A 23,135-nucleotide genomic window follows, 5' to 3' on the forward strand; every position below is an offset into this window, starting at 1 on the left:
AGCTCGCTATGGAGCATTAATTACTTATTTTTGGCTCTAAAACAGCGTTTTCTACTATATTAATGCAGTTGGTTTGGTGATATTTTTCAAATAGTTATTACTTACCAATCATGGTGCTGAATCGACAGCGGGGAGTGCATCAACATGGCGCGTCAAACGGTAGTTTTAGGAGCAGGGATGGTAGGTGTCAGCATTGCCTGGCATCTGCGTCAGCGCGGTCATGACGTCACCGTGGTAGACCGCCTCCAGCCTGGTCGAGAAACCTCGTTTGGCAATGCAGGCATTATTCAGCGTGAAGCCGTTAGGCCTTACCCCTTTCCACGGGATGTTAAAACGCTCCTGAGCGTGTTGCCTAACCGCCGGGTTGATATTCGCTATCGTCCTGCGGGCATGGTGAATGCCGCTTCTCCACTGTTGCGCTACTGGATGAATTCAGCGCCGAAGGCTTACCAGAAAATCGTGCCGGAATATGCATCTTTGATTCAGCAGTCACTGAAGACTCACGGCCCGATGATTGAGGCTGCCGGAGCGGAACACTTAGTGCGCAGGCAGGGATGGCTTGAGCTTTACCGTACCCCTGAAAAGTTGGCCGCACGGTTAAAAGATGCCGAAGAGGCGCGCCGTCTTTATGGTGTTCAATTTGAGCAACTGGATCGGGCTGCGCTGATGGAGAAAGAGCCTTCCCTTAGCGAACATATTATTGGTGCGATTCACTGGCTCGACCCTTGGACCGTGGCCGACCCCGGTGCGCTGGTCGAGGCTTATGCCCAAGCATTCAGCAATGATGGCGGGCGCATTCTGCAGGCGGATATCACCTCGGTTCAGCAGGTGGGTGGCCGGTGGCAGGTAAGTACTGCCGCTGAAACGTTAGAAGCAGACGACGTCGTGGTGGCGCTAGGGCCTTGGGCGGGTAGCTGGCTGAAGGAGCTTGGCTACCATTTCCCTACCTTTGTGAAGCGTGGCTATCACATGCACTACGCCCCACAAGCAGAGGCCAAGCTAAGTTACTGGGTCATGGATGCTGAAATTGGCTACCTGCTGGCGCCGATGAATGCGGGTATCCGCTTGACCACCGGGGCAGAGTTAGACCGCCTTGATGCCCCCGCCGACGTTAACCAACTGGGCGCGGCAGAGAAAGTGGCGCGCAGTGTGTTTCCGTTAGGGGAGCGCCGCGATGAAGCCCCTTGGAAAGGTGCGCGGCCGTGCCTGCCCGATATGAAGCCAGTGATTGGCCCAGCGCCACGCCACCCAGGTTTATGGCTCGCCTTTGGGCATGGGCATCAAGGGTTTACTCTTGGTCCTGCAACGGGTCATTTGCTGGCAGATATGATGGAAGGGCAGCCTACCGCAATTGATATGAAGCCGTTTCGCGCTGACAGGTTTTGAACGGGCGCTATATTCGTTAATGATTCGGCGAGTTAAGCCGATAGTTGTAGATGCTGGCATTAGTAATAGTGACGATATCTTTGCGCGTGATCTAATGCTTTGCTAGTTTGTAAGTACATTTGCATACCATTAGGTGAAAATATGGATGTAGGCATCAGCAGTTCAGTCAGTGCCTCGCTTTATATGAATCAGGCGCAAACAGCCGAACAGGCGCAGATGCAGGTGTTCAAAGAAGCCTTGGACACCCAGGCTGAGCAGGTGACAGAAGTTTTAGCCTCTGCCAACACCGGTGCACAACCGGACTTGGCCAAAGAAGGCAGCGTCGGTACTCAGGTGAACACCTACGCATAACGCCTAGAAGCAGCATCTCGTTGCATGCTTCGTTAAAAACGCTGAATTCGTCAGCGTTTTTTTTGGCCTCTCCAATTGCTTAGTCACTCATAAAGCCAGCCGCGACAAAAGCAGTCTCTAGGCGTTACAATTGTCTCAATGGACATTGCTCACCGCGTGCTAATCAATCACTGGAAAGCGGCGCGGAGTAAACATTTTCAAAGAGGCACAATGAAAGAGACTCAGTTAGCCCATGAGGCGGGGCTTAGACGCACCTTTGCGATCATTTCGCACCCTGACGCTGGTAAAACCACCATTACTGAAAAGCTGCTGCTGTTTGGCAACGCCATCCAGTTGGCCGGTTCGGTCAAGAGCAAGCGTAACGATCGGCACGCAACGTCGGATTGGATGAAAATGGAGCAGGAGCGGGGTATCTCTGTCACTACCTCGGTAATGCAGTTCCCCTATGGCGGGCGCATCGTCAACCTGCTGGATACACCTGGCCACGAAGACTTCTCCGAAGATACCTACCGTACGCTTACAGCGGTAGACTCTGCCTTGATGGTGATCGACGGCGCAAAGGGCGTCGAGGATCGTACTATCAAGTTGATGGAGGTATGTCGTCTGCGTACAACGCCGATTCTGACCTTTATCAACAAAATGGATCGCGATATCCGTGACCCCATTGAGGTAATGGATGAGGTCGAAACGGTACTCAATATTCAGTGCGCGCCAATGACCTGGCCGATTGGCATGGGGCGCCACTTTAAGGGCGTTTATCATCTGTATAACGATGTGGTTCACCTCTACACCCAGGGGCAGGGTAGCCGTATCCCCGATGATAAACGCATTGAAGGCCTAAATAATCCTGAAGTAGATGCCGTGTTGGGTGAAGACCAAGCAGAAGAGCTGCGCATGGAAGTGGAACTAGTGCGTGGTGCCTCCCATGAGTTTGACCTGGACGCCTATCGTCGTGGTGAGCTTTCGCCGGTCTATTTCGGGACTGCGATGGGTAACTTCGGGGTGCGTGAAATGCTAGATGGCTTTGTTGAATACGCGCCGCCCCCCCAGGCCCATGAAACCGATACCAGAGAAGTCACTTCTGATGATGATCGCTTCACCGGTTTCGTGTTTAAAATTCAGGCCAATATGGATCCCAATCATCGCGATCGCATTGCCTTCTTGCGGGTCTGTTCAGGCAAGTACGAAAAGAACATGAAGATGCGCCATGTGCGCATTGGCAAAGACGTCAAAATTGCCGATGCGTTGACCTTTATGGCCTCTGACCGCTCGCAGGTCGAAGAAGCGTGGCCCGGTGACATTATCGGTCTGCACAACCACGGTACCATTCAGATCGGCGATACCTTTACCGTCGGTGAAGATATGCGCTTTACCGGTATACCGCACTTTGCACCAGAGCTCTTTAAGCGCGTGCGGTTAAAAGACCCGTTGAAAATGAAAGCGCTGCAAAAAGGCTTGCAGCAGCTTTCTGAAGAGGGCGCTACCCAGGTCTTTATGCCGATGGACAATAATGACCTGATCCTTGGCGCTGTGGGCACCCTGCAGTTCGATGTGGTTGCTCATCGCCTGAAAGAGGAGTACAAGGTCGACTGCTTGTATGAAGGCGTCAATGTGCAGACTGCCCGCTGGGTCTACTGTGAGGATGCTAAAAAACTCGAAGAGTTTAAGCGTAAAGCCAGCACTAATCTGGCGATTGATGGCGGTGGCTATCTCACTTATATCGCGCCGACTCGGGTTAACCTGCAGATGACTCAGGAGCGCTGGCCGGACATTCGCTTCCAACCCACCCGCGAACACTAAGTATTGATATGTTAATCGACGCGCACTGCCATCTCGATTTTTCTGAGTTCGATCATGATCGAACTGAGGTGTTTGAGGCTGCCAAGGCGGTGGGTGTGGTGCGCTTCGTGGTGCCGGGTACAACCCGGGCCCGTTGGCAACAGGTGCTGGCGCTGGGCGAGCGGGATGACACCTCGGTTTGCCTGGGGCTTCATCCGTACTTTATGCAACAGCATCAAGAGGCCGACCTTGAGGCGCTCGACCTAGCTCTGAGCGAGCATCCTGAAGCTGTTGCGTTGGGCGAGTGTGGAATTGATGGCCGCTTTAGCGACACGCTGGACGCGCAGTGGCATTACTTTGATGCTCAATTGAGGCTCGCTAAGCATCACTCACTGCCGATAGTGGTGCACTGCGTTCATGCTAACGATAAGGTCGCCAAGCGACTTCGCCAGCTTGCGCTACCTCAAGCTGGGTTAATTCACGCTTTCTCAGGCTCTATTGAGCAGGCGACGAAATTTCTCGATTTAGGTTTCAAGCTGGGGTTGGGCGGCGCGGTAACCTATGAGCGTGCCAAGCGGTTGCAGCGAACCGTTGAGGCACTGCCCGATGACGCTTTTGTGCTTGAAACCGACAGCCCTGATATGCCGCTTAGCGGCTACCAGGGCAAGCGTAATGAACCGTGCCGGGTAGCGGAAGTATGTAGTGTGGTGGCTGCCCTGCGCGGTCAAACGCTGGAACAGGTCGCGACCATGAGCAGTCATAACGCCACAACGCTGTTTGGCTTACCTCACGCTTAGAAAGCGGCAAGGCTAGTTATTCAGGCCAACCGCCAACTGTTCGGGGTCAACTCGCTCAATCGTATAGGGTAATGGTAGTAAAGTGGCTGGCGCCCCTGCGAGAAATACGGGCACTGTTTCTTCCATGACCTTGGTGCTCATTACTGCAAGCAGCTCGACGTCGCCTTGCTCGTTAAATGCGCTTACCACGACTTCGCCCACCGCTTTATCGTCACTGTTCGTCAGGTTGGCGCCTACTTCGGGTAGCGCTTGTGCCCCCACGCTAATATGCATCAGACGCTTTTTAACCTGCCCGCGAAAGTGGGCGCGAGCGACAACTTCCTGGCCGGTATAGCAGCCTTTCTTGAAGCTAATCCCGCCTAACGCTTCCCAGTTAAGCATTTGCGGTAAAAAGTGATCTTGCTGGGCGTCGGTTAGCCACGCTAAGCCACTGCGAATATCCTCAAGCTGCCATGCGTTACGGCCTTCATCGTCGTCCTGTATCGATATTTTATCGCCGTTGATATCGTGATCGAAACACAATAGCCATCTCGGTGTCCTACCGGGGTAACGCAACGCGCAGAGCTGGTCATTGTTGCTGTGAGTGCCAACCTGCTCAGGAAAGTTCTGCTCAGGAAAGTGCAGGCCAAGCTGGTCAGCAGGTGATTGGGCATTGTCGCCAGTGCCGATGAACGTAAGGTTAGGCAGTGCCGTCAATTCGGCCTTATAGAAGGCGGCGAATTTTTTAAGATGGTTGGCTAAACTCTCTAACAGGGTGCTGCTTAGTAGCAGCCGAAAATGGTTTTCCCCCATGCGCAGCAATTGGGCATTGGCTAGCATGCGGCCCTTAGGCGTGCAGAAACAGGTCAGCGGCGCAAAGTGTCCATCGGCTAGGTTGACTTGGGCGCTAGTCTGCCCTTGAAGGAACTTTTCTGCATCGGCGCCTTTCACATCCAGCGCGGCTAAGTGAGTAAGGCGGACGCTGCCAAGGGCGGAAGTGCGTGAGGTAACGGTCGCCATAAAAAACTCCTGATCAAAGTGGTGATTTGTCAGCCATTCTAAGCTTGCGGACAAATGAATATGCATGTATTGCCCTTAAGTGCGGGCAGTCGGCATTAATTGCAAGGCACTATTAGCGTGCTAGACTCTTTCCCTCGTAGGAGTCTTGCATAGGCCAATAGGCAGGGAAACGGTATGGCGCAGCAATCATTAACATTCCAGGGTGTTAAATCGGTCGAGCAGGTTAATAAAATTACCACAGCACTCATGATGCTGGACGGTGTTGACAGCGCCGAGGTCGGCCGCCACGGGGCTGATATCGATGGGCGTGCAAAGCGTGAAACGCTGATTAACGCCATTGAAAAACTCAAGCTTGGCATCAAGGTATCCTAATGCACATACCCATTAGCGTCATTAGTGAGCGCAACCATGCCTTTAGGCTGCGTGTTGAAGTCGATGGTCTGGAAGCTTTGTATGCCGATGTACCGCCAGTGGTTGGCGGCGAGGGCAGTGCCCCTGATCCGCACGACTATTTCGATATCGCCTTGGGCACGTGTAAAGCAATTACCGTGCAAATGTACGCCAAGCGTAAGGGATGGCCGCTTGAAGGAGTGACCGTCACGGTACAGCGCGATGATAGTCAGGAAAGAAAAGGTATTTACAAACTGGGTGTCGCCTTAACACTGCACGGTATTAATGACCCTGTGCAGCGCGCCAGGCTTGAAGAAATCAGCCATCGTTGTCCCATCCAGCGTTTGATGACCGAGTCCACGGTTGAGATAGAGACACGTCTTGTTTAGTTACCCTTAAAATAGTTTTCTTTTTTTGGAGCATCGATGAGCAAAGCCTTTCGATTACAGTCAAAATTTCAGCCTGCCGGTGACCAGCCAGCCGCCATTAAAGGGCTGATTAGTGGCCTGGAATCAGGGCTTGCTCATCAAACGCTGCTAGGCGTTACCGGCTCGGGCAAAACTTTCACCATGGCCAATATCGTCGAACAGCAGCAGCGCCCGACCATTGTGATGGCACCTAACAAGACCCTTGCTGCCCAGCTTTACGGTGAGTTCAAGGCGTTTTTCCCGGATAACGCGGTAGAGTATTTCGTTTCCTACTACGACTACTATCAGCCGGAAGCCTATGTGCCTTCGTCTGATACGTTTATCGAGAAAGATGCCTCTATCAATGACCACATTGAGCAGATGCGCCTCTCGGCCACTAAGGCGCTACTGGAGCGCCGGGATGCGCTGATTGTGGTGTCGGTGTCAGCCATTTACGGTCTGGGTGACCCGGACCAGTATCTAAAGATGCGTCTCCACTTTACCCGTGGTGAATTGATCGATCAGCGCGCCTTCCTGCGTCGGCTGGCCGAGCTGCAATATACACGTAATGATATGGACTTTCGGCGCGGTACCTACCGGGTACGTGGTGACGTGATCGATATCTTCCCCGCTGACTCTGATGAAGAAGCGGTGCGTGTCGAGCTGTTCGATAGCGAGATCGATACGATTCGCTTGTTCGACCCGTTGACCGGTGCCGTCAAGGGCGAGGTGCCGCGTATGACCATCTACCCTAAATCGCACTACGTGACGCCGCGGGAAACCATTCTAGGCGCCATTGATGCCATTAAAGAAGAGCTCAAACAGCGACTTGAGTGGATGCGCAAGCATGAGCGTCTAGTCGAAGCGCAACGCCTGGAGCAACGTACGCTTTATGACATCGAGATGATGCTGGAATTGGGCTACTGCAACGGCATTGAAAACTATTCCCGCTATCTATCTGGGCGTGCGCCCGGCGAGCCCCCGCCGACATTTTTCGATTACCTGCCCGATGATGCGTTGCTGTTTATCGATGAGTCGCATGTGAGCGTGCCCCAAGTAGGCGGCATGTATAAAGGTGACCGTTCGCGCAAAGAAACATTGGTGGAGTATGGTTTCCGACTGCCTTCAGCGCTGGATAACCGACCCATGAAGTTTGAGGAGTGGGAAGCGATTTCCCCGCAGACTATCTTTGTCTCTGCCACTCCTGGGCGCTACGAGGGCGAACACGCCAGTCAAATCGTTGAGCAAGTGGTACGTCCTACCGGTCTGTTGGACCCTGAAATTGAGGTGCGCCCGGCCAGCACCCAGGTAGATGATTTGCTTTCGGAAATTGGTCTGCGTACCGCCGTAGGTGAGCGGGTACTGGTCACTACGTTAACCAAGCGCATGGCAGAAGACCTGACCGAGTACTTTGACGAGCACGGTATTCGGGTTCGCTATCTGCACTCGGATATCGATACCGTTGAGCGTGTTGAGATCATTCGTGACCTTCGTTTGGGCAAGTTTGATGTGCTGGTGGGTATTAACCTGTTGCGTGAAGGGTTGGATATTCCCGAAGTGTCGCTGGTGGCCATTTTGGATGCCGATAAAGAGGGCTTTCTCCGCGCTGAACGTTCATTGATACAAACGATTGGTCGCGCTGCCCGTAACGCCCACGGCAAGGCGATTCTCTACGGCGACCGGATTACTGACTCGATGCGCAAAGCCATCGATGAAACCGAGCGTCGGCGAGCGAAGCAGACTGAGCACAATCTAGAGCATGGTATTACGCCGACGACGATAACGCGCTCGGTGTCCGATATTCTGGAAGCCGCCCAAGCGCCGGGCAAAAAGAACAGCCGTCGGCGCGGCAGTGAACGTAAAGTGGCGGAAAGTGCCGCTGAATATGATGTGTCCACCATGAATAAGCATGATCTGCTGGGCGCAATCAGCAAGCTTGAAGATGCCATGTTCGAAGCAGCGCAAAACCTGGAGTTTGAAGAGGCGGCGCGGCTACGCGATCAGCTCCATCAAATGAAAGAAAAACAGCTGGCGCTGGGCTAGCAGTATGCCAGAAGGGCCAGAAATTCGTCGGGCGGCCGATCGTGTTCAGCAGCAGATAGGCGGGCGGGTAATTGACAAAGCTTGGTTCGCCTTTCCCGAGCTGGCCAGCCAAGCAGACTCTTTCACTGGTGTTCAGGTGTCCCGGGTAGAGACGCGTGGCAAAGCAATGCTGATCCGGTTTGCTGATGAGCGGGTACTTTACTCACATAATCAACTCTATGGGGTTTGGAAGCTGCATAGTGAGGATAAACCTCCCGACACAAAGCGCACGTTACGCGTTCGTTTGACGGCAGAAGGGCGCTGCGCAAGTCTTTACAGCGCTTCCGATATATCGCTTTGGCATTGCGACAATCTCACCGAGCACCCTTTTTTGGCCCGTTTAGGGCCTGATTTATTGAGCCAGGATGTAACCCCCACGGATGTTCTGCAGCGGTTAAATCTCAAGCAGTTTCACCGGCGAAGCTTGGGTGCGCTGTTGCTCGATCAAGGATTAGTGGCAGGGCTCGGCAATTATCTGCGCTCTGAAATCTTATTCTTTACCCAGTTGCCGGCCAGCGCTCGGCCGGTAGATCTCACCACCCATCAACAACAATTGCTTGCGCACTTTATTATCGAGACAACTCGGCAAGCGTACCAAACCGCAGGTGTGACCAATCAAGAGGCCTGGATTGAACAGGCTAAAGCAGCGGGTGAGTCACGTAAGCAGTGGCGTTTTGCGGTATTCGATCGCGCAGATCTCGAGTGCCACCGCTGTGGTGCGGTGATCGAGCGCCGAATGATGGGATCGCGAAGGCTCTACTATTGCCCGCATTGCCAAGGCAGTTAATAGCTTCGAAGAGTTAATACCACGCTTTATTGAGCATTTATACCGTTATCTTGTTTTCTGCCAAGAATTACTAAAGCACTAATTTCTGTAGCCAAGACACTACCGAGGAGTGCTGCCGACAGCAGGGCAATACGGTATACTGGCTACACGCTAAGACGGCACCTGCGCCGATGCGCAAGAATGCCGCTGACTAGACGATAACCTAGGAGCTGTTAGTCCATGACCGTGATTCGCCAGGACGACGTTATTCAAAGCGTTGCCGATGCTCTTCAGTACATCTCTTACTACCATCCCAAAGATTTCATCGACGCCATGGCGGCCGCCTACGAGCGTGAAGAGAACCCCGCTGCGAAAGACGCTATTGCGCAAATTCTGATTAATTCGCGTATGTGCGCCACCGGGCATCGCCCGATTTGCCAGGACACCGGCATCGTCACCGTGTTTGTTCACGTGGGCATGAACGTTACCTGGGAAGCGGACATGAGCCTGGACGACATGGTCAACGAAGGTGTCCGTCGCGCTTATTTGCTGCCTGATAATGTCCTGCGCGCCTCAGTACTGGCCGACCCTGACGGTAAGCGGGCCAACACCAAAGACAACACTCCCGCCATTATCCATCATCAGATTGTGCCTGGTGACAGCGTGGATATTCACGTGGCTGCGAAGGGCGGTGGTAGTGAAGCCAAGTCAAAATTTGCCATGCTTAATCCTTCCGACAGCGTCGTGGATTGGGTAATGGAACAGCTGCCGAAGATGGGCGCAGGCTGGTGTCCGCCCGGTATGCTGGGCATTGGCATCGGCGGCACCGCTGAAAAAGCGATGATGATTGCCAAAGAGGCGCTACTGGATCCCATCGATATTCAGGATCTACAGGCTCGCGGGCCCAGTAATCGCGCCGAAGAGATACGCCTAGAACTGTTTGATAAGGTCAATAAGAGCGGGATTGGCGCGCAAGGCTTAGGCGGCTTAACCACCGTTCTGGATATTAAAGTAAAAGACTATCCAACCCATGCCGCCAATAAGCCTGTAGCGATTATTCCCAATTGCGCAGCAACCCGTCATGCCCACTTCACCCTGGATGGCACAGGCCCAGCGGCGCTAAAAGCCCCGAAGCTTGAGGACTGGCCGGAAATCACTCGCGAAGCAGGCGATAACGTCAAGCGTGTCAATCTTGACACCGTAACGCCCGCTGAGGTCAAAACCTGGCAGCCAGGCGATACGCTACTGCTGAACGGTAAGCTGTTAACCGGCCGTGACGCTGCCCATAAGCGTATGGTGGATATGTTAGCCAAAGGTGAGCCGCTGCCTGTTGATATGAAAGGGCGCTTCATTTATTACGTGGGCCCGGTTGATCCTATCGGTGATGAAGTGGTGGGGCCCGCAGGCCCAACAACCGCCACGCGAATGGATAAATTTACCCGCACCATGCTAGAAGAAACTGGCCTGTTAGGTATGGTAGGAAAGGCAGAGCGTGGCCAAATCGCCATTGATGCTATTCGTGACAATGAGGCGGTGTACTTAATGGCGGTAGGGGGTGCAGCTTATCTGGTTGCCCAAGCGATTAAAAAATCCCGAGTCGTCGGCTTTGAAGATTTAGGCATGGAAGCGATCTACGAATTCGAGGTCGAAGATATGCCGGTGACGGTAGCTGTCGATAGTCTGGGCACATCAGTGCATCAAACCGGACCTGCGAAGTGGAAAGAGATTATTGCTCAGTCAGCGTAGCAAAAGTGGTAAGAAGGTTGATTAGGCTTTGAACGCCTAGCTTTTTAAGCGCATAAAGGCCTCGCTGACGGCGAGGCCTTGTTCTTTGTGAGGGCTTTTTAAGGACGTGGCTATGACCTCCTGGTTGCTAGGGACCAGCATCTTATTGATTCATCTGCTGGGAATCGTTTCGGCGATTATGGCATTGATGTCCAGTCGCACCTCTCAAGGGGCCGTTGCGTGGATTATATCGCTGCTGACTTTCCCTTACGTGGCGCTTCCTGCTTACTGGTTTTTTGGACGGCCGCGATTTTATGGCTATGTCTCTGCACGGGGGCAGCGTGACACTGTTCTACGCCGCGTGCTAGTACGTTACCGAGCTAATGTAGAGCCTTTTGTGGCACCCTCGAGTAATGCGGATATTCAAGCGGTTGAGCAGCTTGCCATGATGCCCTTAACCCATGGTAATCACGCCACGTTATTAATCGACGGCCCCGCGACCTTTGAAAGCCTTTTTGATGGCATTGATCGTGCCGAACAGTATGTATTGATACAGTTTTTTATTGTTCGCAGCGATGCCCTGGGGCAGCGCTTGAAACAGCATTTACAACGCGCTGCCCAGCGTGGCGTGCGTGTCTATTTCCTCTACGATGAGGTAGGAAGTCGTCAATTAAACGATGGTTACCTAAATGATTTAATCAGCGATGGGGTGGCCGTCAGTGCTTTTCGCTCATCAAGGGGCTTCAAACACCGCTTTCAGCTTAACTTCCGGAATCATCGCAAAGTAACAGTCATTGATGGCAAAGAGGGTTGGATAGGGGGCTTTAATATTGGGGTTGAATATTTAGGCGAAGATCCTCGGCATGGCCCCTGGCGTGACACCCACCTAAAGCTTGAAGGACCCAGTGTCTTAGGCCTGCAAGAAGCGTTTTGGGAAGATTGGCACTGGGCTACCGATGAGGTGATTAGCCTGAACTGGATGGCTGAAACGTCTTCTTCAACTGATCATCATGTTGTTATTGTGCCCTCTGGGCCTGCAGATCGTCAGGATACTGCCAGCCTGCTGGTACAACAGGTTATTCATAGCGCAAAACAGCGCCTATGGGTGACCAGTCCTTACTTTGTTCCTGACCAAGGGGTTCAGGATGCACTGCGACTTGCGGCCATGCGCGGGGTAGATGTACGCGTCATGATTCCCGAACGACCAGATCACTTATTGGTTTTCCTATCCGCCTTCTCGTTTTTACCGGATATGTTAAGAGCAGGTGTAAAAATATACCGTTATCTTCCTGGGTTTTTACATCAAAAAGTAATGCTTGTAGATAGCAGTGCAGCCACGGTTGGCACTGTAAATCTGGATAACCGTTCATTTCGGTTAAATTTTGAAATAACTGCTTTTATTCCAAACCAAGACTTTGCTGCCAGCGTGGAAAGTATGCTGGAAAATGACTTTTCACAATGCCGCCGGGTCAGCATTGATGAAATCAACCAGCGCTCAATGTGGATGAAAGTCGTATCACGTGCTGCCTATTTAATGGCGCCCGTCCAATAGACCGCAAAATAGGAAAACAATATGCGTGCACAAAGGGTGAGACAAGGAGTCCCGGGGTGAATCTCGAAACAAAATGGCTAGAAGATTTCGTAGCACTCGCCAGCACACGCAGCTTCTCTGCGTCAGCACGACAGCGCCACGTAACGCAGCCTGCATTTAGTCGTCGCATTCGTGCACTGGAGCAGGCTGTGGATGTCACTCTTGTCGATCGATCAACTACCCCTGTTGGGCTAACACCGGAAGGGCAGCTGTTTTTGGTTACCGCCCGTAATTTGGTCGAACAGTTAAACGAATCGCTTAGTCATTTGCGCGGCCTTTCGATTGCCAATGAAGCGTTGGATATCGTCGCCGCTCACTCCCTGGCATTAAGCTTTTATCCGCCCTGGATCTCCCGTTTACAACAGGGCTTAGGCGAATTGCCGACACGCCTAGTGGCAATGAACGTAGGTGAGGCGATACATGTGCTACGTGAAGGCAATTGCGATTTAATGCTGGCTTATTACGATCCCTTTGCCACCATGCAGCTCGATGCCGAAGTGTTTCCCTCCTTCTCGATCGGTAAGGTCAATATGCTGCCTGTCTCGCTGCCGGATGCACAGGGAAAAGCCAAATTTTCCCTTCAGCATGACACTTCCATCCCTTACCTTTCCTATACGCAGGGTGCATTTTTGGGGCGCAGTGTGCGTATGCTGCTGAAGAATGATCCGCTACGTATGAAGCTGCGTACCGTGTATGAAACGGCCATGGCCGAAGGCCTGAAAGGGATGGTGCTGCAAGGGGTAGGCGTTGCCTGGATACCGGATTTCTGTATTCGTGAGGAATTGAAAAGCGGCCGCTTGGTCAGGGCGGGCGACCCGAGCTGGGACATTCCCTTAGAAATTCGCTTATACCGCTGCTCAATGGTGCATAAGCCCGGCGTGGAGCGTTTATGGCGGCAAATGATGAAATTACCCAGGGATTTCCTGCAAGCATGAACGTCCCAAGCGATTGCCGCCCTAATTCCTGGAATTTCTAGCTGCTTCCAAAATCGGCAGGCAGGCCTAGAAAATTCTGAATAATAAAAAAGTGGTCTTCAAACAGGCTCTCAGGTTCAAGGTCTGCAAGTGCTACCCAGCGCGCATGATCTCCCCCTTTAACAGGTTTTAAGCGAGGCAGCTGTTGGTCTGGGCGCAACGCAAAGTAGAAAGCTTCTGCCAAAGTGCGCCCCCGCCAACTGCGGTGGGGTTCATCAAACAGACGCTGGCCACGCAGTGACCCCTTAAGCACAGGCTCGGGGACTTTTAATCGCAACCGTTCGCGCAGTTCACGCAAACAGGCATCGAGTAAACGCTCATGAGGGTTAATAAATCCGCCTGGCAGGGCGTAAAGCCCTTTACCCGGTGCCGCCATACGCCGTACCAGCAATACATGACCCGACTGCACCACGACAGCATTTACTGTGACAAAAATAGGCGGGTAGGGGGCATGAGCCCACGCCTGACGGTATTGATCCAATAACTGCTGCTCTTCCAACAGGCGCTTATAGGCGCTGACGTGGCAAAACTTCTTTACACTTTCGACAACGCCAGGGGGCAGGTCGTGGTAAGCCCCCGTACTTAAGTAGTCATCGGTGGAGCTGGGCGAACGGAACAGGCGCTCTCGAATTTGACTCGCTGAAATCCCTTCTACCGACGGCACGCTGACCGACTCCCATTGAGGGAATAGCGACAGGTAGTAGCTAGACTGCCCGCGGCTGGCTCCAATCAAACCAATGCGTGGTAGGCGGGCATTGGCAGGGGCGGCTAAATCACGCACTTTGCGCTGAACATCGCGCACCCAGACATCATCATTGTAGAGTGCGTCCAGTAGCGGGGTAATCTCTAAGCGTCGATTATCAGCCTCATCAAACCCTGAGCGGAGCATGGTTTGACGTTCGTCAAATCGCCACGGGTTACGCAATGAGCGTGCTTGCCACGCAGACCCCACCAGTACAATCACTTGCCGCGCGCGTTTTAGTGCTTCTCGAATAATCGCCAAGTGGCCAAGGTGAGGCGGTTGAAAGCGACCAATAAACACCAAACAGTCGAAATCGCAGGCGGTTGTAGAGCGCGCAATATCGGTGGCCATCCAAGCTTCCTTTTGGTTTGGTGATATTAGGGGGTCAACGTACCAGAAAACTGCGCTAAACGCTGTGGTTAGGTATGCTAGAAAAAATAGGCTATTGATTACGTTTAAAATTGGCCTTAGTACCAACGACACAGGGAGTGGATATGATAAAACGTGCGGCTAATTTTTGGTGGAAAGTCACCCAAGACGCCACCGCATTATGGCTGGAACGTAATGCGTTTAGCTATGCGGCTTCGCTCGCGTTTTATACGCTTTTCTCACTGGCACCCACGATTATTATTGCAGTCACTGTCATCGGTGTTGTGATGGGAGAAGAGGCCGCTCAGGGACAAATAGTCGCTCAACTACAAGGCACTTTAGGCACGGATGCCGCCGTCGCGATTCAAGAAGCCGTTGCTCAATCCAGAATCGAAGAGTCTGGCCTTTTGCCCACGCTATTAGGTGTCGGCGCGCTTGTGATAGGCGCCACCACTGTTTTTGCACAAATGCAGTTTTCACTCAATACGATTTGGGGCGTGACAGCCAAGCCAACCTCTAACAGTGCGTTAAGGTTTATCAAAAGCCGCTTGCTCTCGCTGACTGTAGTGCTGTCTATTGGATTTATACTGCTAGTGTCATTAGTGCTAGGGGTTGTGTTGCGTGGCATGCTGCTTGCGGCGGACAATCTATTCCCATTCGCTAGCCTGTTTACCACTACCCTTGAGTCGCTCATCTCTGTCGCTATGGTGACCCTCCTATTTGCGACTATTTTTAAGGTGCTTCCCGACGTGGTGCTGCGCTGGCAAGATGTGTTGATTGGTGCCGTTGTTACCGCTGTACTATTTACGCTCGGCCGCAGCGTAATCGCGATCTATCTGGCTTATACGGCGACAGCGTCTACCTATGGCGCTGCCGGTTCAGTGGTAATGATCTTGCTGTGGGTCTACTACAGTTCGCTAATACTGTTGTTCGGTGCGGCATTTACACGTTCCTTACTGCTGCGCCGTGGCCGCCCACTGGTGCCGCGTAATAGCGCAGTGCTGATTAAGCATGAGTTTGTGTAATAGTGTGTATGGTACGAGGAGGGAAGGATGACTGACTGCTGTGTACGAGCCTTGGTCACTGGTAAAGTGCAAGGTGTCTGGTATCGCCGTGCTACTCAAGAGAAAGCGCTTCAGCAGAGCCTTACCGGTTACGCTAAAAACCTGCCTGATGGGCGTGTCGAAGTGTTGATGTGTGGCCACTCCGATGCCGTCAAGTTGCTGAGCGAGTGGTTATGGCAAGGCCCCGAGGGCGCGCAAGTCACCCACGTCGAACTTGAAGTCTTGGATAATTGCCACGCCCCTAGCCATTTTGCTACTCACTAGGGCCTGCTTAGACCCTAGCGCTATCACATAATGCTCTAATACTGCTTTTTAAGCATTTTTCCATTCGCGGATATTATTCGCCGTCAGGCTGACAATATTCTGGCGCGCTTCCGGTGTAATCCAGGCGTTGTGGGGCGTTACGATTAAGTTGAGCGGCTCGTGAAGTGCATCGAGCAGTGGATGGCCGTCTCTGGGCGGTTCTGCAGGGAGTACATCAACGCCCAAGCCGCCCAGCTTGCCACTACGCAGCGCCTCTAGTGCAGCGACTTCGTCGATAACTCCGCCGCGGGCGCAGTTGATCAGCAGTAGTGATGGCTTTGCACTGGCCAGACGCTGTCGATTAATCAAATGCTTAGTGGCGTCACTAAGGGGGCAGTGAAGGCTGATCACGTCTGCTTCTGGGAGCAGGTCATCCAGCGCAGGGCGCTTATCATTGGCTTCATTACCCGGCCTGGCGGCGAAGGTCACGCGCATGCCAAACGCCTCCGCTAGGCGTGCCACTTCTGTGCCTAGTTCACCTTGCCCTACCATGACTAAATGTTTATCCGACAATTGCAGTGTCGGGTAGTCCTGCAAACAGAAAAAGGCGCTACGCTGCCATTCGCCTGCCGCGACATCACGCTGATAAAGCGGAAGTCGATTGGCTAATGTCAGCATCAGCATCAAGGTATGCTGGGAAACACTGGCGGTGCCGTAAGCCGCGACGTTTTTAACCTCGATACTCTGCTCTTTTGCCGTTTCAAGATCGATGTTATTAAGCCCCGTAGCGAGCACACATATCAGCTTGAGTTTAGGCAATTGCTGCAACGTTTCAGCGTCTAGTACCACCTTGTTAACAATGGCGATGTCGGCATTCGCTAGGCGTTCAAGTGCCTGCTGGGTGGTGCTTTGCTCAAACACCTCAAGATGTGTGACTGACTCTTTAATAGCGCTTAAGTTGATCCCAGGGCCGAGGCTTTGCGCGTCCAGTGTTACTGCATGAGACATTTTATTCTCTCCATTAACTGCCGAAGGCTGCATAACCTTGCTCGGCAGGGGTCACAAAAGGGTATAATGGCGGCGCTTATCAACCGCAGCCTTGGAATTTATCCTGACTGGCCACATATTGGCAGCTTGGCAGCGTTTGTGTTCGCCACTGTTCTTTTCTTTCAGTACTTGGTCTTATAGGACTGGGTCTGTCAGTACTGAATCTGTCAGGGTTGAGCTTTTTAGGAGCCAATAACATGCCCATCTATGAATATGAGTGCAAGGCCTGTGGCCATCGCCTGGAAAAATTGCAAAAAATTAGTGCCGATCCGTTGAAGGATTGCCCTACATGCCAAAGCGATGGCTTGGAACGGCTGGTCTCGGCCGCGGGTTTCCGCTTGGCCGGCGGCGGTTGGTACGAAACCGATTTCAAAACGGGTAGCAAAAAGAACTTGGTTGCTGACAGTAAAGCTGCATCCACAGAGACCGCTAAATCAAGTGATTCCAGTGCTACTCCCAAGAGCGTTACTCCCAGTGACAAAGGCGCCGCAGCATAACTGCGGCAGTCAGGGTCGGGACGCCCGCGACACATTAATTGCCACGTAACAGAACAGGATTTGACATGCGCAGCCATTATTGCGGCCAGCTAAACGAAACTTTGGTGGATCAAACGGTTACGGTATGCGGGTGGGTTCATCGCCGCCGCGACCACGGTGGGGTAATTTTCCTCGACATGCGCGATCGCGATGGCATCGCTCAGTTCGTGGTCGACCCTGATACCGCCGAGGCGTTCGCCACTGCCGACCGTGCCCGCAGTGAGTATGTCCTGCGTATCACTGGACGTGTTCGGCTGCGCCCTGAAGGTACTCAAAACGCCACCATGCCCACAGGCATGATTGAAATATTGGCGAAAGAGGTCGAAGTACTCAACACTGCGATTACACCGCCTTTCCAACTGGATGAGCATGGCAAGGTAGGCGAAGAGGTGCGCTTAAAGCACCGTTATATCGACCTTCGCCGCCCGGATATGATTGAGAAGCTGCGCTTGCGTTCAAGCATTTCTCACAACGTACGTGCTTATCTTGAAAGCCAGGGCTTCCTGGATATCGAAACGCCGGTACTCACGCGTGCCACGCCTGAAGGGGCCCGCGATTACCTAGTGCCAAGCCGCACTCACGCGGGAAGTTTCTTTGCGCTTCCCCAGTCACCACAGCTCTTTAAGCAGCTGTTGATGGTGGCCGGTTTTGACCGCTATTACCAAATCGCCAAGTGCTTCCGCGATGAAGACCTACGCGCCGACCGTCAGCCTGAGTTCACTCAGATTGATATTGAAGCGTCGTTCGTGGAAGAGAACGACATCATGGGCATTACTGAATCCATGATTCGTCAATTGTTCCAAGATGTGCTTAACGCTGAATTGCCTGAATTCCCGCGTATGACCTGGCAGGAAGCGATGGATCGTTTCGGCTCTGATAAGCCGGATCTACGTATTCCGCTAGAATTGACCAATGTCGACGATCTGATGCAGCAAGTCGATTTCAAAGTTTTCTCTGGCCCGGCCAGCGCGGATGATGGTCGTGTAGCGGCGCTGAAAGTACCCGGTGGCGCTAAGCTGTCGCGTAAAGAGATCGACGAATACACCAAGTTTGTCGGCATCTACGGTGCCAAGGGCTTGGCGTGGATCAAGGTCAACGAGCGCGCTAAAGGGCTTGAGGGTCTGCAGTCGCCGATCGTTAAGTTCATGGAAAATATCGTTGAAGAATTGCTCGATCGGGTAGGCGCTGAAGATGGCGATATCATCTTCTTTGGTGCGGATAAGACCCGTATCGTCAACGAAGCCATTGGCGCGCTGCGCGTCAAGCTGGGCGCTGACCTTGAGCTCTACACTCAGGAATGGGCACCGCTGTGGGTCGTCGACTTCCCAATGTTTGAAGCTGACGACAATGGCCGCCTTAGCCCGCTTCACCACCCCTTTACCGCGCCTTCTTGCAGCCCGGAAGAGCTAAAGGCCGACCCAGCGAGCGCACTTTCGCGCGCTTACGATATGGTGCTCAACGGTACCGAATTGGGCGGCGGCTCTATTCGTATCCACGACCAAACCATGCAGAGCACTGTGTTCGAGATCCTCGGCATTGGTGAAGAAGAAGCTCAAGAAAAATTTGGCTTCTTGCTGGATGCGCTTCAGTACGGCGCGCCGCCTCATGGTGGCTTAGCCTTTGGTTTGGACCGCCTCGTCATGCTGATGGTGGGTGCTAAGACTATTCGTGAAGTCATCGCCTTCCCGAAAACCCAAAGCGCTGCTTGCTTAATGACGAATGCCCCAGGCGAAGTCAGTCCTGAACAGTTAAAAGATTTAAACATCCGTCTACGCCAGAAGGCCAAGCCGGAAGCAGCCACCGAATAACGTGGCTGGTTAAGTGCCTAACACCGACGCCCCGGCGTCGGTGTTTTTGTATAAAGCCCCAACGAGTGTCGACGACATGGATGAGAAAAAGCCTGCTAATCCTGTCCGTATCCTAGGTATTGACCCAGGGTCACGCGTGACAGGGTATGGGGTAATCGACGTGGTCGGTGTGAAGCCCTGCTACGTGGCAAGTGGTTGTATTCGCACGGCGGAAGGGGCGCTAGAACAACGGCTGGCACAGATTTATGCCGGTCTTAGCGAAGTCGTCGGGTTGCATCGGCCCAACCAAGTGGCTATTGAGCGCGTGTTTATGGCCAAAAACCCTGATTCGGCGCTCAAGCTGGGCCAGGCGCGGGGTGCGGCGCTTGTCTGCATGGCCAATCATGGATTGAGCCTTGCCGAATACGCCGCGCGGCAGATTAAACAGGCGGTGACAGGCCAGGGCGGCGCGGACAAAGAGCAAGTCCAGCATATGGTGACCGCTATTTTGCAGCTTTCCGCTACTCCCCAGGCTGATGCGGCGGATGCGCTAGCAATTGCATTAACGCATGCCTTTAGTGGTTCTGTCTTTAGCAGCCATGGCCTACCCGCCGCGTCAACACGGGCCCGTCGTCGCTCTACCGGTCGCTGGCGGCTGTAGCGGTTGCTCTGCGTGTGGCTGAACTACTGGTCACCTGTACAGAGTCGCTTTATAGTAAACGTCTGTTTTCACCCTCTTGTTTTATTATTTCAACACCTGTGCGAGCGACTTTATGATTGGACGTCTAAGTGGCCAGTTACTGGCAAAGCAACCTCCCTGGATTGTGATCGACGTTCATGGTGTAGGCTATGAGCTGGAAACCTCGATGAATACGCTGGTAGCACTGCCTGCCGTCGGTGAAAGCGTTTCATTATTTACTCATCTAACAATTCGTGACGATGCCCATTTGTTATATGGGTTTGGTAGAGAGCATGAACGAGCGCTTTTCCGCGCGCTGATCAAAGTCAATGGGGTGGGGCCCAAGCTGGCGTTGGCGATTTTATCAGGTATGGATGAAGACGCCTTTATGCGCTGTGTGCGTGATGATGACAGCAAGGCGCTGACAACACTTCCGGGGGTGGGCAAGAAAACCGCCGAGCGGCTGATTATCGAAATGCGTGACCGCTTCCCCGAATGGGAAGATGGCAGTAACGCACTACTGCCTCTAGAGGCAACTAATGGCCGAGCATCCGCCCGTGATAGCCTTGCCGATGCAGAAGCCGCCTTAGTAAGCTTGGGGTACAAGCTGACTGAGGCATCGAAAATGCTTGCCGACATTGACCCTAATCAGTCCACCGAGGCACTGATTAAAGCCGCGCTCACCCAACGCATGAGTGGCTAAGCGAGCTCGCATTAGAAAACGTCAATTCGACACTGTCATTTTGTAATCGTTATTAAGAAGAGCACTTATGCTAGAACACGATCGGCTGATCGCCGCTGAGCCCGAACAGGGGGAGGTGCGTATTGATTATGCAACTCGCCCTAAGCGGCTGGATGACTATATTGGCCAGCCGCGTGTCCGCGAGCAGTTGGAAATCTTTATTGGCGCTGCACGGCTGCGTGAAGAGAGCCTGGACCACACGTTGGTATTTGGTCCGCCTGGGTTAGGTAAAACGACACTCGCGCATATTATTGCCACCGAGATGGGGGTCGGAATGAAGTCGACCTCTGGCCCGGTGTTGGAGCGGGCGGGGGATCTCGCTGCCATGCTGACCAATCTTGAGCCTGGCGATGTGCTTTTTATCGATGAAATTCACCGTTTGTCGCCGGTGGTCGAGGAAGTGCTTTACCCCGCCATGGAAGATTTCCAACTGGATATTATGATTGGCGAAGGGCCCGCGGCACGTTCTATTAAGCTGGATCTTCCCCGCTTTACGCTGGTGGGGGCAACCACCCGGGCCGGTTTATTGACCTCTCCGCTTCGTGACCGGTTTGGGATCGTCCAGCGGCTCGAGTTTTATAACCTCGAAGAGCTGACCGAAATTGTTTCTCGCTCAGCGCGATTGTTGGGTGTAGAAACCAGCCAAGAAGGGGCGATTGAAGTTGCCCGCCGCTCGCGTGGAACGCCGCGAATCGCTAACCGGCTGCTACGGCGTGTACGTGATTACGCAGAGATGAAAGGTAACGGCGTTGTGGATGTCGCCATGGCCGATGCCGCACTCAATATGCTCAATGTTGATCACCACGGCCTGGACCATATGGATCGGCGGTTACTGCTGGCCATGATCGATAAATTCGATGGTGGGCCGGTGGGGATTGATTCGCTATCAGCTGCTATCAGTGAAGAGCGCGATACGATCGAGGATGTCATTGAGCCCTATCTGATTCAGCAGGGCTTGATAATGCGCACGCCACGCGGGCGCGTCGTCACTCGTCAGGCGTGGCTGCACTTTGAACGTGTGCCCCACGAGCAGGCGACCGACATGGAAGGGGAGCGCCGTCCGTGAGTGATTTGGCTAACAATCGTTATCGTCTGCCGCTGCGTGTTTATATGGAAGATACTGACGCAGGCGGCATTGTCTACTACGTTAACTACTTGAAGTTTATGGAGCGGGCGCGTAGCGAATGGCTGCGCCAATTGGAGCTAAATCAGCAAACGCTGCTAGACGAAGGCACACAGCTAGTGGTATACCGCTTGGCCTGTCACTATGCTAAACCGGCTTGCCTCGATGACATGCTGGAGATTAGTACTCATGTCACCGACATTGGGCGCTGTCGAATGACATTTGAACAGCAAGTTTGGCGTAATGAGGAACTCCTCTGCTCAGCGACAGTCGAGATAGCCTGCTTGAGCGTCGAGCATATGCGACCTAAAGCATGGCCAGAATCGCTTAATAGTTTGATACGGGCCTCTTAACCAAGAGGTCATTCACTGCGTCGGCAATACCGACCCTAATAGATTGATGAGGGCACCTGTGAACGATAACACCATGTCCATTCCCCACTTAATAATGAATGCCAGCACCGTGGTGCAGCTGGTTATGTTGCTACTGTTGGTGGGGTCGATCCTCTCTTGGGTGGTGATTTTCCAGCGTAGTATTGCAATGCGTCGTGCCAAGCAAGAGTACAACCAGTTTGAGGAGTCTTTTTGGTCGGGTGTCGACTTAAATGAACTCTACCGTGAAATTCCCGCTGATGATCCACGCCATGGTGCCGAGCATATTTTTCAAGCAGGGTTTCGCGAGTTTAACCGCTTAATGCCTAAAACCCGGGATGCAGATACCGTATTGGAAGGCGTGCAACGCAGCATGCGCGTTGCCTGGTCGCGTGAAGAAGATCGTCTAACCCAACATCTGGTGTTTCTGGCGACGGTTGCTTCTGCCAGCCCCTATATCGGTCTTTTCGGTACCGTATGGGGCATCATGGGGTCATTCCAAGCACTGTCACTGACCCAACAAGCGACGCTCGCAACGGTTGCTCCCTGGATTGCGGAAGCATTGATCGCAACGGCTATGGGTCTGTTTGCGGCTATCCCGGCGGTGATTTTTTATAATCGACTGTCCAATACATCTTCTCGCTTACTCGGCAAATATGAAGATTTTGCCGAGGAGTTCCACGCTATCCTGCACCGTAATTTACAAGGTCGTGATGGCAAGCCAAGCGCGGGTTAAGGGAGACAGCCATGCAAGGACCTTTCAATCGCAGTGGTAAAGGCAAACCAATGGCGGAGATCAATGTGGTCCCTTTCATTGACGTCATGCTGGTACTACTCGTTGTGTTTATGATTACGGCGCCCATGTTAACCCAGGGCGTACAAGTTGAATTGCCACAAGTCACCTCTCAACCTATAGAGACGCAGGAAGATAATGACCCCATTGTCATTTCGGTTGATAGCGAGGGTGCGTATTTCATCACGTTGGGGGAAGACTCCAACTCAGTCTCGCTGGACGAGATGGCCGCGCGGGTAACCACGATCTTAGAGCGACGCCCCGGCACGCCAGTAATGGTGCGTGGTGACCGCAATGTGGCCTATGGACAAATTGTTGTCTTGATGAGCACGTTACAAGGCGCTGGTGTGGCTAACGTGGGGCTGCTTTCTGAGCCGCCGCAAGATGGGTAA

The 23,135-nt window shown here is 53.0% G+C and carries 24 protein-coding genes; 21 read left to right on the forward strand and 3 right to left on the reverse strand.

What is annotated here, in order from left to right; genetic code table 11:
• Positions 1 to 144 precede the first annotated feature (144 nt).
• The 4 genes from ACXUPB_RS10755 (at position 145) to ACXUPB_RS10770 (ending at position 4,313) form a co-directional block, all read left to right on the forward strand.
• Positions 145 to 1,386 carry an NAD(P)/FAD-dependent oxidoreductase gene (locus tag ACXUPB_RS10755; RefSeq protein WP_472956602.1) on the forward strand — a complete coding sequence of 414 codons (1,242 nt, stop codon included), beginning with the start codon at positions 145 to 147 and terminating at the stop codon, positions 1,384 to 1,386.
• A 141-nt stretch (positions 1,387 to 1,527) separates the two neighbouring features.
• Positions 1,528 to 1,737, forward strand: coding sequence for a putative motility protein (locus tag ACXUPB_RS10760; RefSeq protein WP_101147253.1), 210 nt, complete (start codon positions 1,528 to 1,530; stop codon positions 1,735 to 1,737).
• A gap of 210 nt (positions 1,738 to 1,947) precedes the next feature.
• Complete coding sequence (locus ACXUPB_RS10765) at positions 1,948 to 3,537, forward strand: peptide chain release factor 3 (protein ID WP_472956604.1); 1,590 nt, start codon at positions 1,948 to 1,950, stop codon at positions 3,535 to 3,537.
• 8 nt (positions 3,538 to 3,545) lie between these two features.
• The gene (locus ACXUPB_RS10770) at positions 3,546 to 4,313 is read left to right on the forward strand and encodes a TatD family hydrolase (protein ID WP_035558302.1); all 768 of its coding nucleotides are present in this window, start codon (positions 3,546 to 3,548) and stop codon (positions 4,311 to 4,313) included.
• A 12-nt stretch (positions 4,314 to 4,325) separates the two neighbouring features.
• Here ACXUPB_RS10770 and ygfZ read toward each other — a convergent pair whose 3' ends face one another.
• Positions 4,326 to 5,312 carry a CAF17-like 4Fe-4S cluster assembly/insertion protein YgfZ gene (ygfZ, locus tag ACXUPB_RS10775; RefSeq protein WP_035558300.1) on the reverse strand — a complete coding sequence of 329 codons (987 nt, stop codon included), beginning with the start codon at positions 5,310 to 5,312 and terminating at the stop codon, positions 4,326 to 4,328.
• Between the two features lie 174 nt (positions 5,313 to 5,486).
• On the opposite strand from ygfZ, the gene ACXUPB_RS10780 reads away from it, so the two are divergent.
• From ACXUPB_RS10780 to ACXUPB_RS10810, 7 genes are all read left to right on the forward strand, one after another.
• Positions 5,487 to 5,684 carry a hypothetical protein gene (locus tag ACXUPB_RS10780; protein WP_035558295.1) on the forward strand — a complete coding sequence of 66 codons (198 nt, stop codon included), beginning with the start codon at positions 5,487 to 5,489 and terminating at the stop codon, positions 5,682 to 5,684.
• The gene (locus ACXUPB_RS10785) at positions 5,684 to 6,091 is read left to right on the forward strand and encodes an OsmC family protein (protein ID WP_035558292.1); all 408 of its coding nucleotides are present in this window, start codon (positions 5,684 to 5,686) and stop codon (positions 6,089 to 6,091) included. The genes ACXUPB_RS10780 and ACXUPB_RS10785 overlap by 1 nt, the downstream gene beginning before the upstream one ends.
• Positions 6,092 to 6,127: 36 nt before the next feature.
• A complete protein-coding gene (gene uvrB, locus ACXUPB_RS10790) occupies positions 6,128 to 8,152 on the forward strand; it encodes an excinuclease ABC subunit UvrB (RefSeq protein ID WP_035558289.1) in 2,025 nt (674 codons plus the stop codon).
• A 4-nt stretch (positions 8,153 to 8,156) separates the two neighbouring features.
• Positions 8,157 to 8,978, forward strand: coding sequence for an endonuclease VIII (gene nei / locus ACXUPB_RS10795; protein ID WP_472956607.1), 822 nt, complete (start codon positions 8,157 to 8,159; stop codon positions 8,976 to 8,978).
• A 219-nt stretch (positions 8,979 to 9,197) separates the two neighbouring features.
• Positions 9,198 to 10,703, forward strand: a complete 1,506-nt coding sequence (locus ACXUPB_RS10800) for a fumarate hydratase (protein ID WP_472956609.1) — start codon at positions 9,198 to 9,200, stop codon at positions 10,701 to 10,703.
• A gap of 112 nt (positions 10,704 to 10,815) precedes the next feature.
• The gene (cls, locus tag ACXUPB_RS10805) at positions 10,816 to 12,234 is read left to right on the forward strand and encodes a cardiolipin synthase (protein WP_101147262.1); all 1,419 of its coding nucleotides are present in this window, start codon (positions 10,816 to 10,818) and stop codon (positions 12,232 to 12,234) included.
• A gap of 56 nt (positions 12,235 to 12,290) precedes the next feature.
• Positions 12,291 to 13,208, forward strand: coding sequence for a LysR substrate-binding domain-containing protein (locus ACXUPB_RS10810; RefSeq protein ID WP_008957993.1), 918 nt, complete (start codon positions 12,291 to 12,293; stop codon positions 13,206 to 13,208).
• A gap of 37 nt (positions 13,209 to 13,245) precedes the next feature.
• On the opposite strand, the gene ACXUPB_RS10815 is transcribed toward ACXUPB_RS10810, so the two are convergent.
• Positions 13,246 to 14,340 (reverse strand): bifunctional nicotinamide-nucleotide adenylyltransferase/Nudix hydroxylase, encoded by a 1,095-nt coding sequence (locus ACXUPB_RS10815; protein WP_101147263.1) that lies wholly within the window; start codon positions 14,338 to 14,340, stop codon positions 13,246 to 13,248.
• A gap of 143 nt (positions 14,341 to 14,483) precedes the next feature.
• Between ACXUPB_RS10815 and ACXUPB_RS10820 the strand changes: the two genes are divergently transcribed.
• Positions 14,484 to 15,383 carry a YihY/virulence factor BrkB family protein gene (locus ACXUPB_RS10820; RefSeq protein ID WP_472956611.1) on the forward strand — a complete coding sequence of 300 codons (900 nt, stop codon included), beginning with the start codon at positions 14,484 to 14,486 and terminating at the stop codon, positions 15,381 to 15,383.
• A gap of 27 nt (positions 15,384 to 15,410) precedes the next feature.
• On the forward strand, positions 15,411 to 15,686 hold the full coding sequence (locus ACXUPB_RS10825; RefSeq protein WP_472956613.1) for an acylphosphatase: 276 nt from the start codon (positions 15,411 to 15,413) through the stop codon (positions 15,684 to 15,686).
• Between the two features lie 48 nt (positions 15,687 to 15,734).
• Here ACXUPB_RS10825 and ACXUPB_RS10830 read toward each other — a convergent pair whose 3' ends face one another.
• Entirely contained in the window at positions 15,735 to 16,673 is a 939-nt protein-coding gene (locus tag ACXUPB_RS10830; RefSeq protein WP_472956614.1) for a D-2-hydroxyacid dehydrogenase, read from the reverse strand.
• A 236-nt stretch (positions 16,674 to 16,909) separates the two neighbouring features.
• On the opposite strand from ACXUPB_RS10830, the gene ACXUPB_RS10835 reads away from it, so the two are divergent.
• The 8 genes from ACXUPB_RS10835 to tolR all read left to right on the forward strand — a co-directional run bounded on the left by ACXUPB_RS10835 (position 16,910) and on the right by tolR (position 23,135).
• Entirely contained in the window at positions 16,910 to 17,209 is a 300-nt protein-coding gene (locus tag ACXUPB_RS10835) for an FmdB family zinc ribbon protein (protein WP_472956616.1), read from the forward strand.
• A 65-nt stretch (positions 17,210 to 17,274) separates the two neighbouring features.
• On the forward strand, positions 17,275 to 19,056 hold the full coding sequence (gene aspS, locus ACXUPB_RS10840; protein ID WP_472956618.1) for an aspartate--tRNA ligase: 1,782 nt from the start codon (positions 17,275 to 17,277) through the stop codon (positions 19,054 to 19,056).
• A gap of 76 nt (positions 19,057 to 19,132) precedes the next feature.
• Positions 19,133 to 19,696 carry a crossover junction endodeoxyribonuclease RuvC gene (ruvC, locus tag ACXUPB_RS10845; RefSeq protein WP_472956737.1) on the forward strand — a complete coding sequence of 188 codons (564 nt, stop codon included), beginning with the start codon at positions 19,133 to 19,135 and terminating at the stop codon, positions 19,694 to 19,696.
• A 112-nt stretch (positions 19,697 to 19,808) separates the two neighbouring features.
• Positions 19,809 to 20,417, forward strand: coding sequence for a Holliday junction branch migration protein RuvA (gene ruvA / locus ACXUPB_RS10850; protein WP_472956620.1), 609 nt, complete (start codon positions 19,809 to 19,811; stop codon positions 20,415 to 20,417).
• Between the two features lie 67 nt (positions 20,418 to 20,484).
• Positions 20,485 to 21,522: a Holliday junction branch migration DNA helicase RuvB gene (ruvB, locus tag ACXUPB_RS10855; RefSeq protein ID WP_472956621.1), complete on the forward strand. Its 1,038-nt coding sequence runs from the start codon at positions 20,485 to 20,487 to the stop codon at positions 21,520 to 21,522.
• Entirely contained in the window at positions 21,519 to 21,932 is a 414-nt protein-coding gene (ybgC, locus tag ACXUPB_RS10860) for a tol-pal system-associated acyl-CoA thioesterase (RefSeq protein WP_336273090.1), read from the forward strand. The genes ruvB and ybgC overlap by 4 nt, the downstream gene beginning before the upstream one ends.
• 58 nt (positions 21,933 to 21,990) lie before the next feature.
• Positions 21,991 to 22,686, forward strand: a complete 696-nt coding sequence (tolQ, locus tag ACXUPB_RS10865) for a protein TolQ (protein ID WP_176302111.1) — start codon at positions 21,991 to 21,993, stop codon at positions 22,684 to 22,686.
• Positions 22,687 to 22,697: 11 nt separating this feature from the next.
• Positions 22,698 to 23,135, forward strand: a complete 438-nt coding sequence (gene tolR / locus ACXUPB_RS10870; protein WP_176302112.1) for a protein TolR — start codon at positions 22,698 to 22,700, stop codon at positions 23,133 to 23,135.

The sequence above is a fragment of the Vreelandella sp. DA03-1M genome, assembly GCF_055725665.1.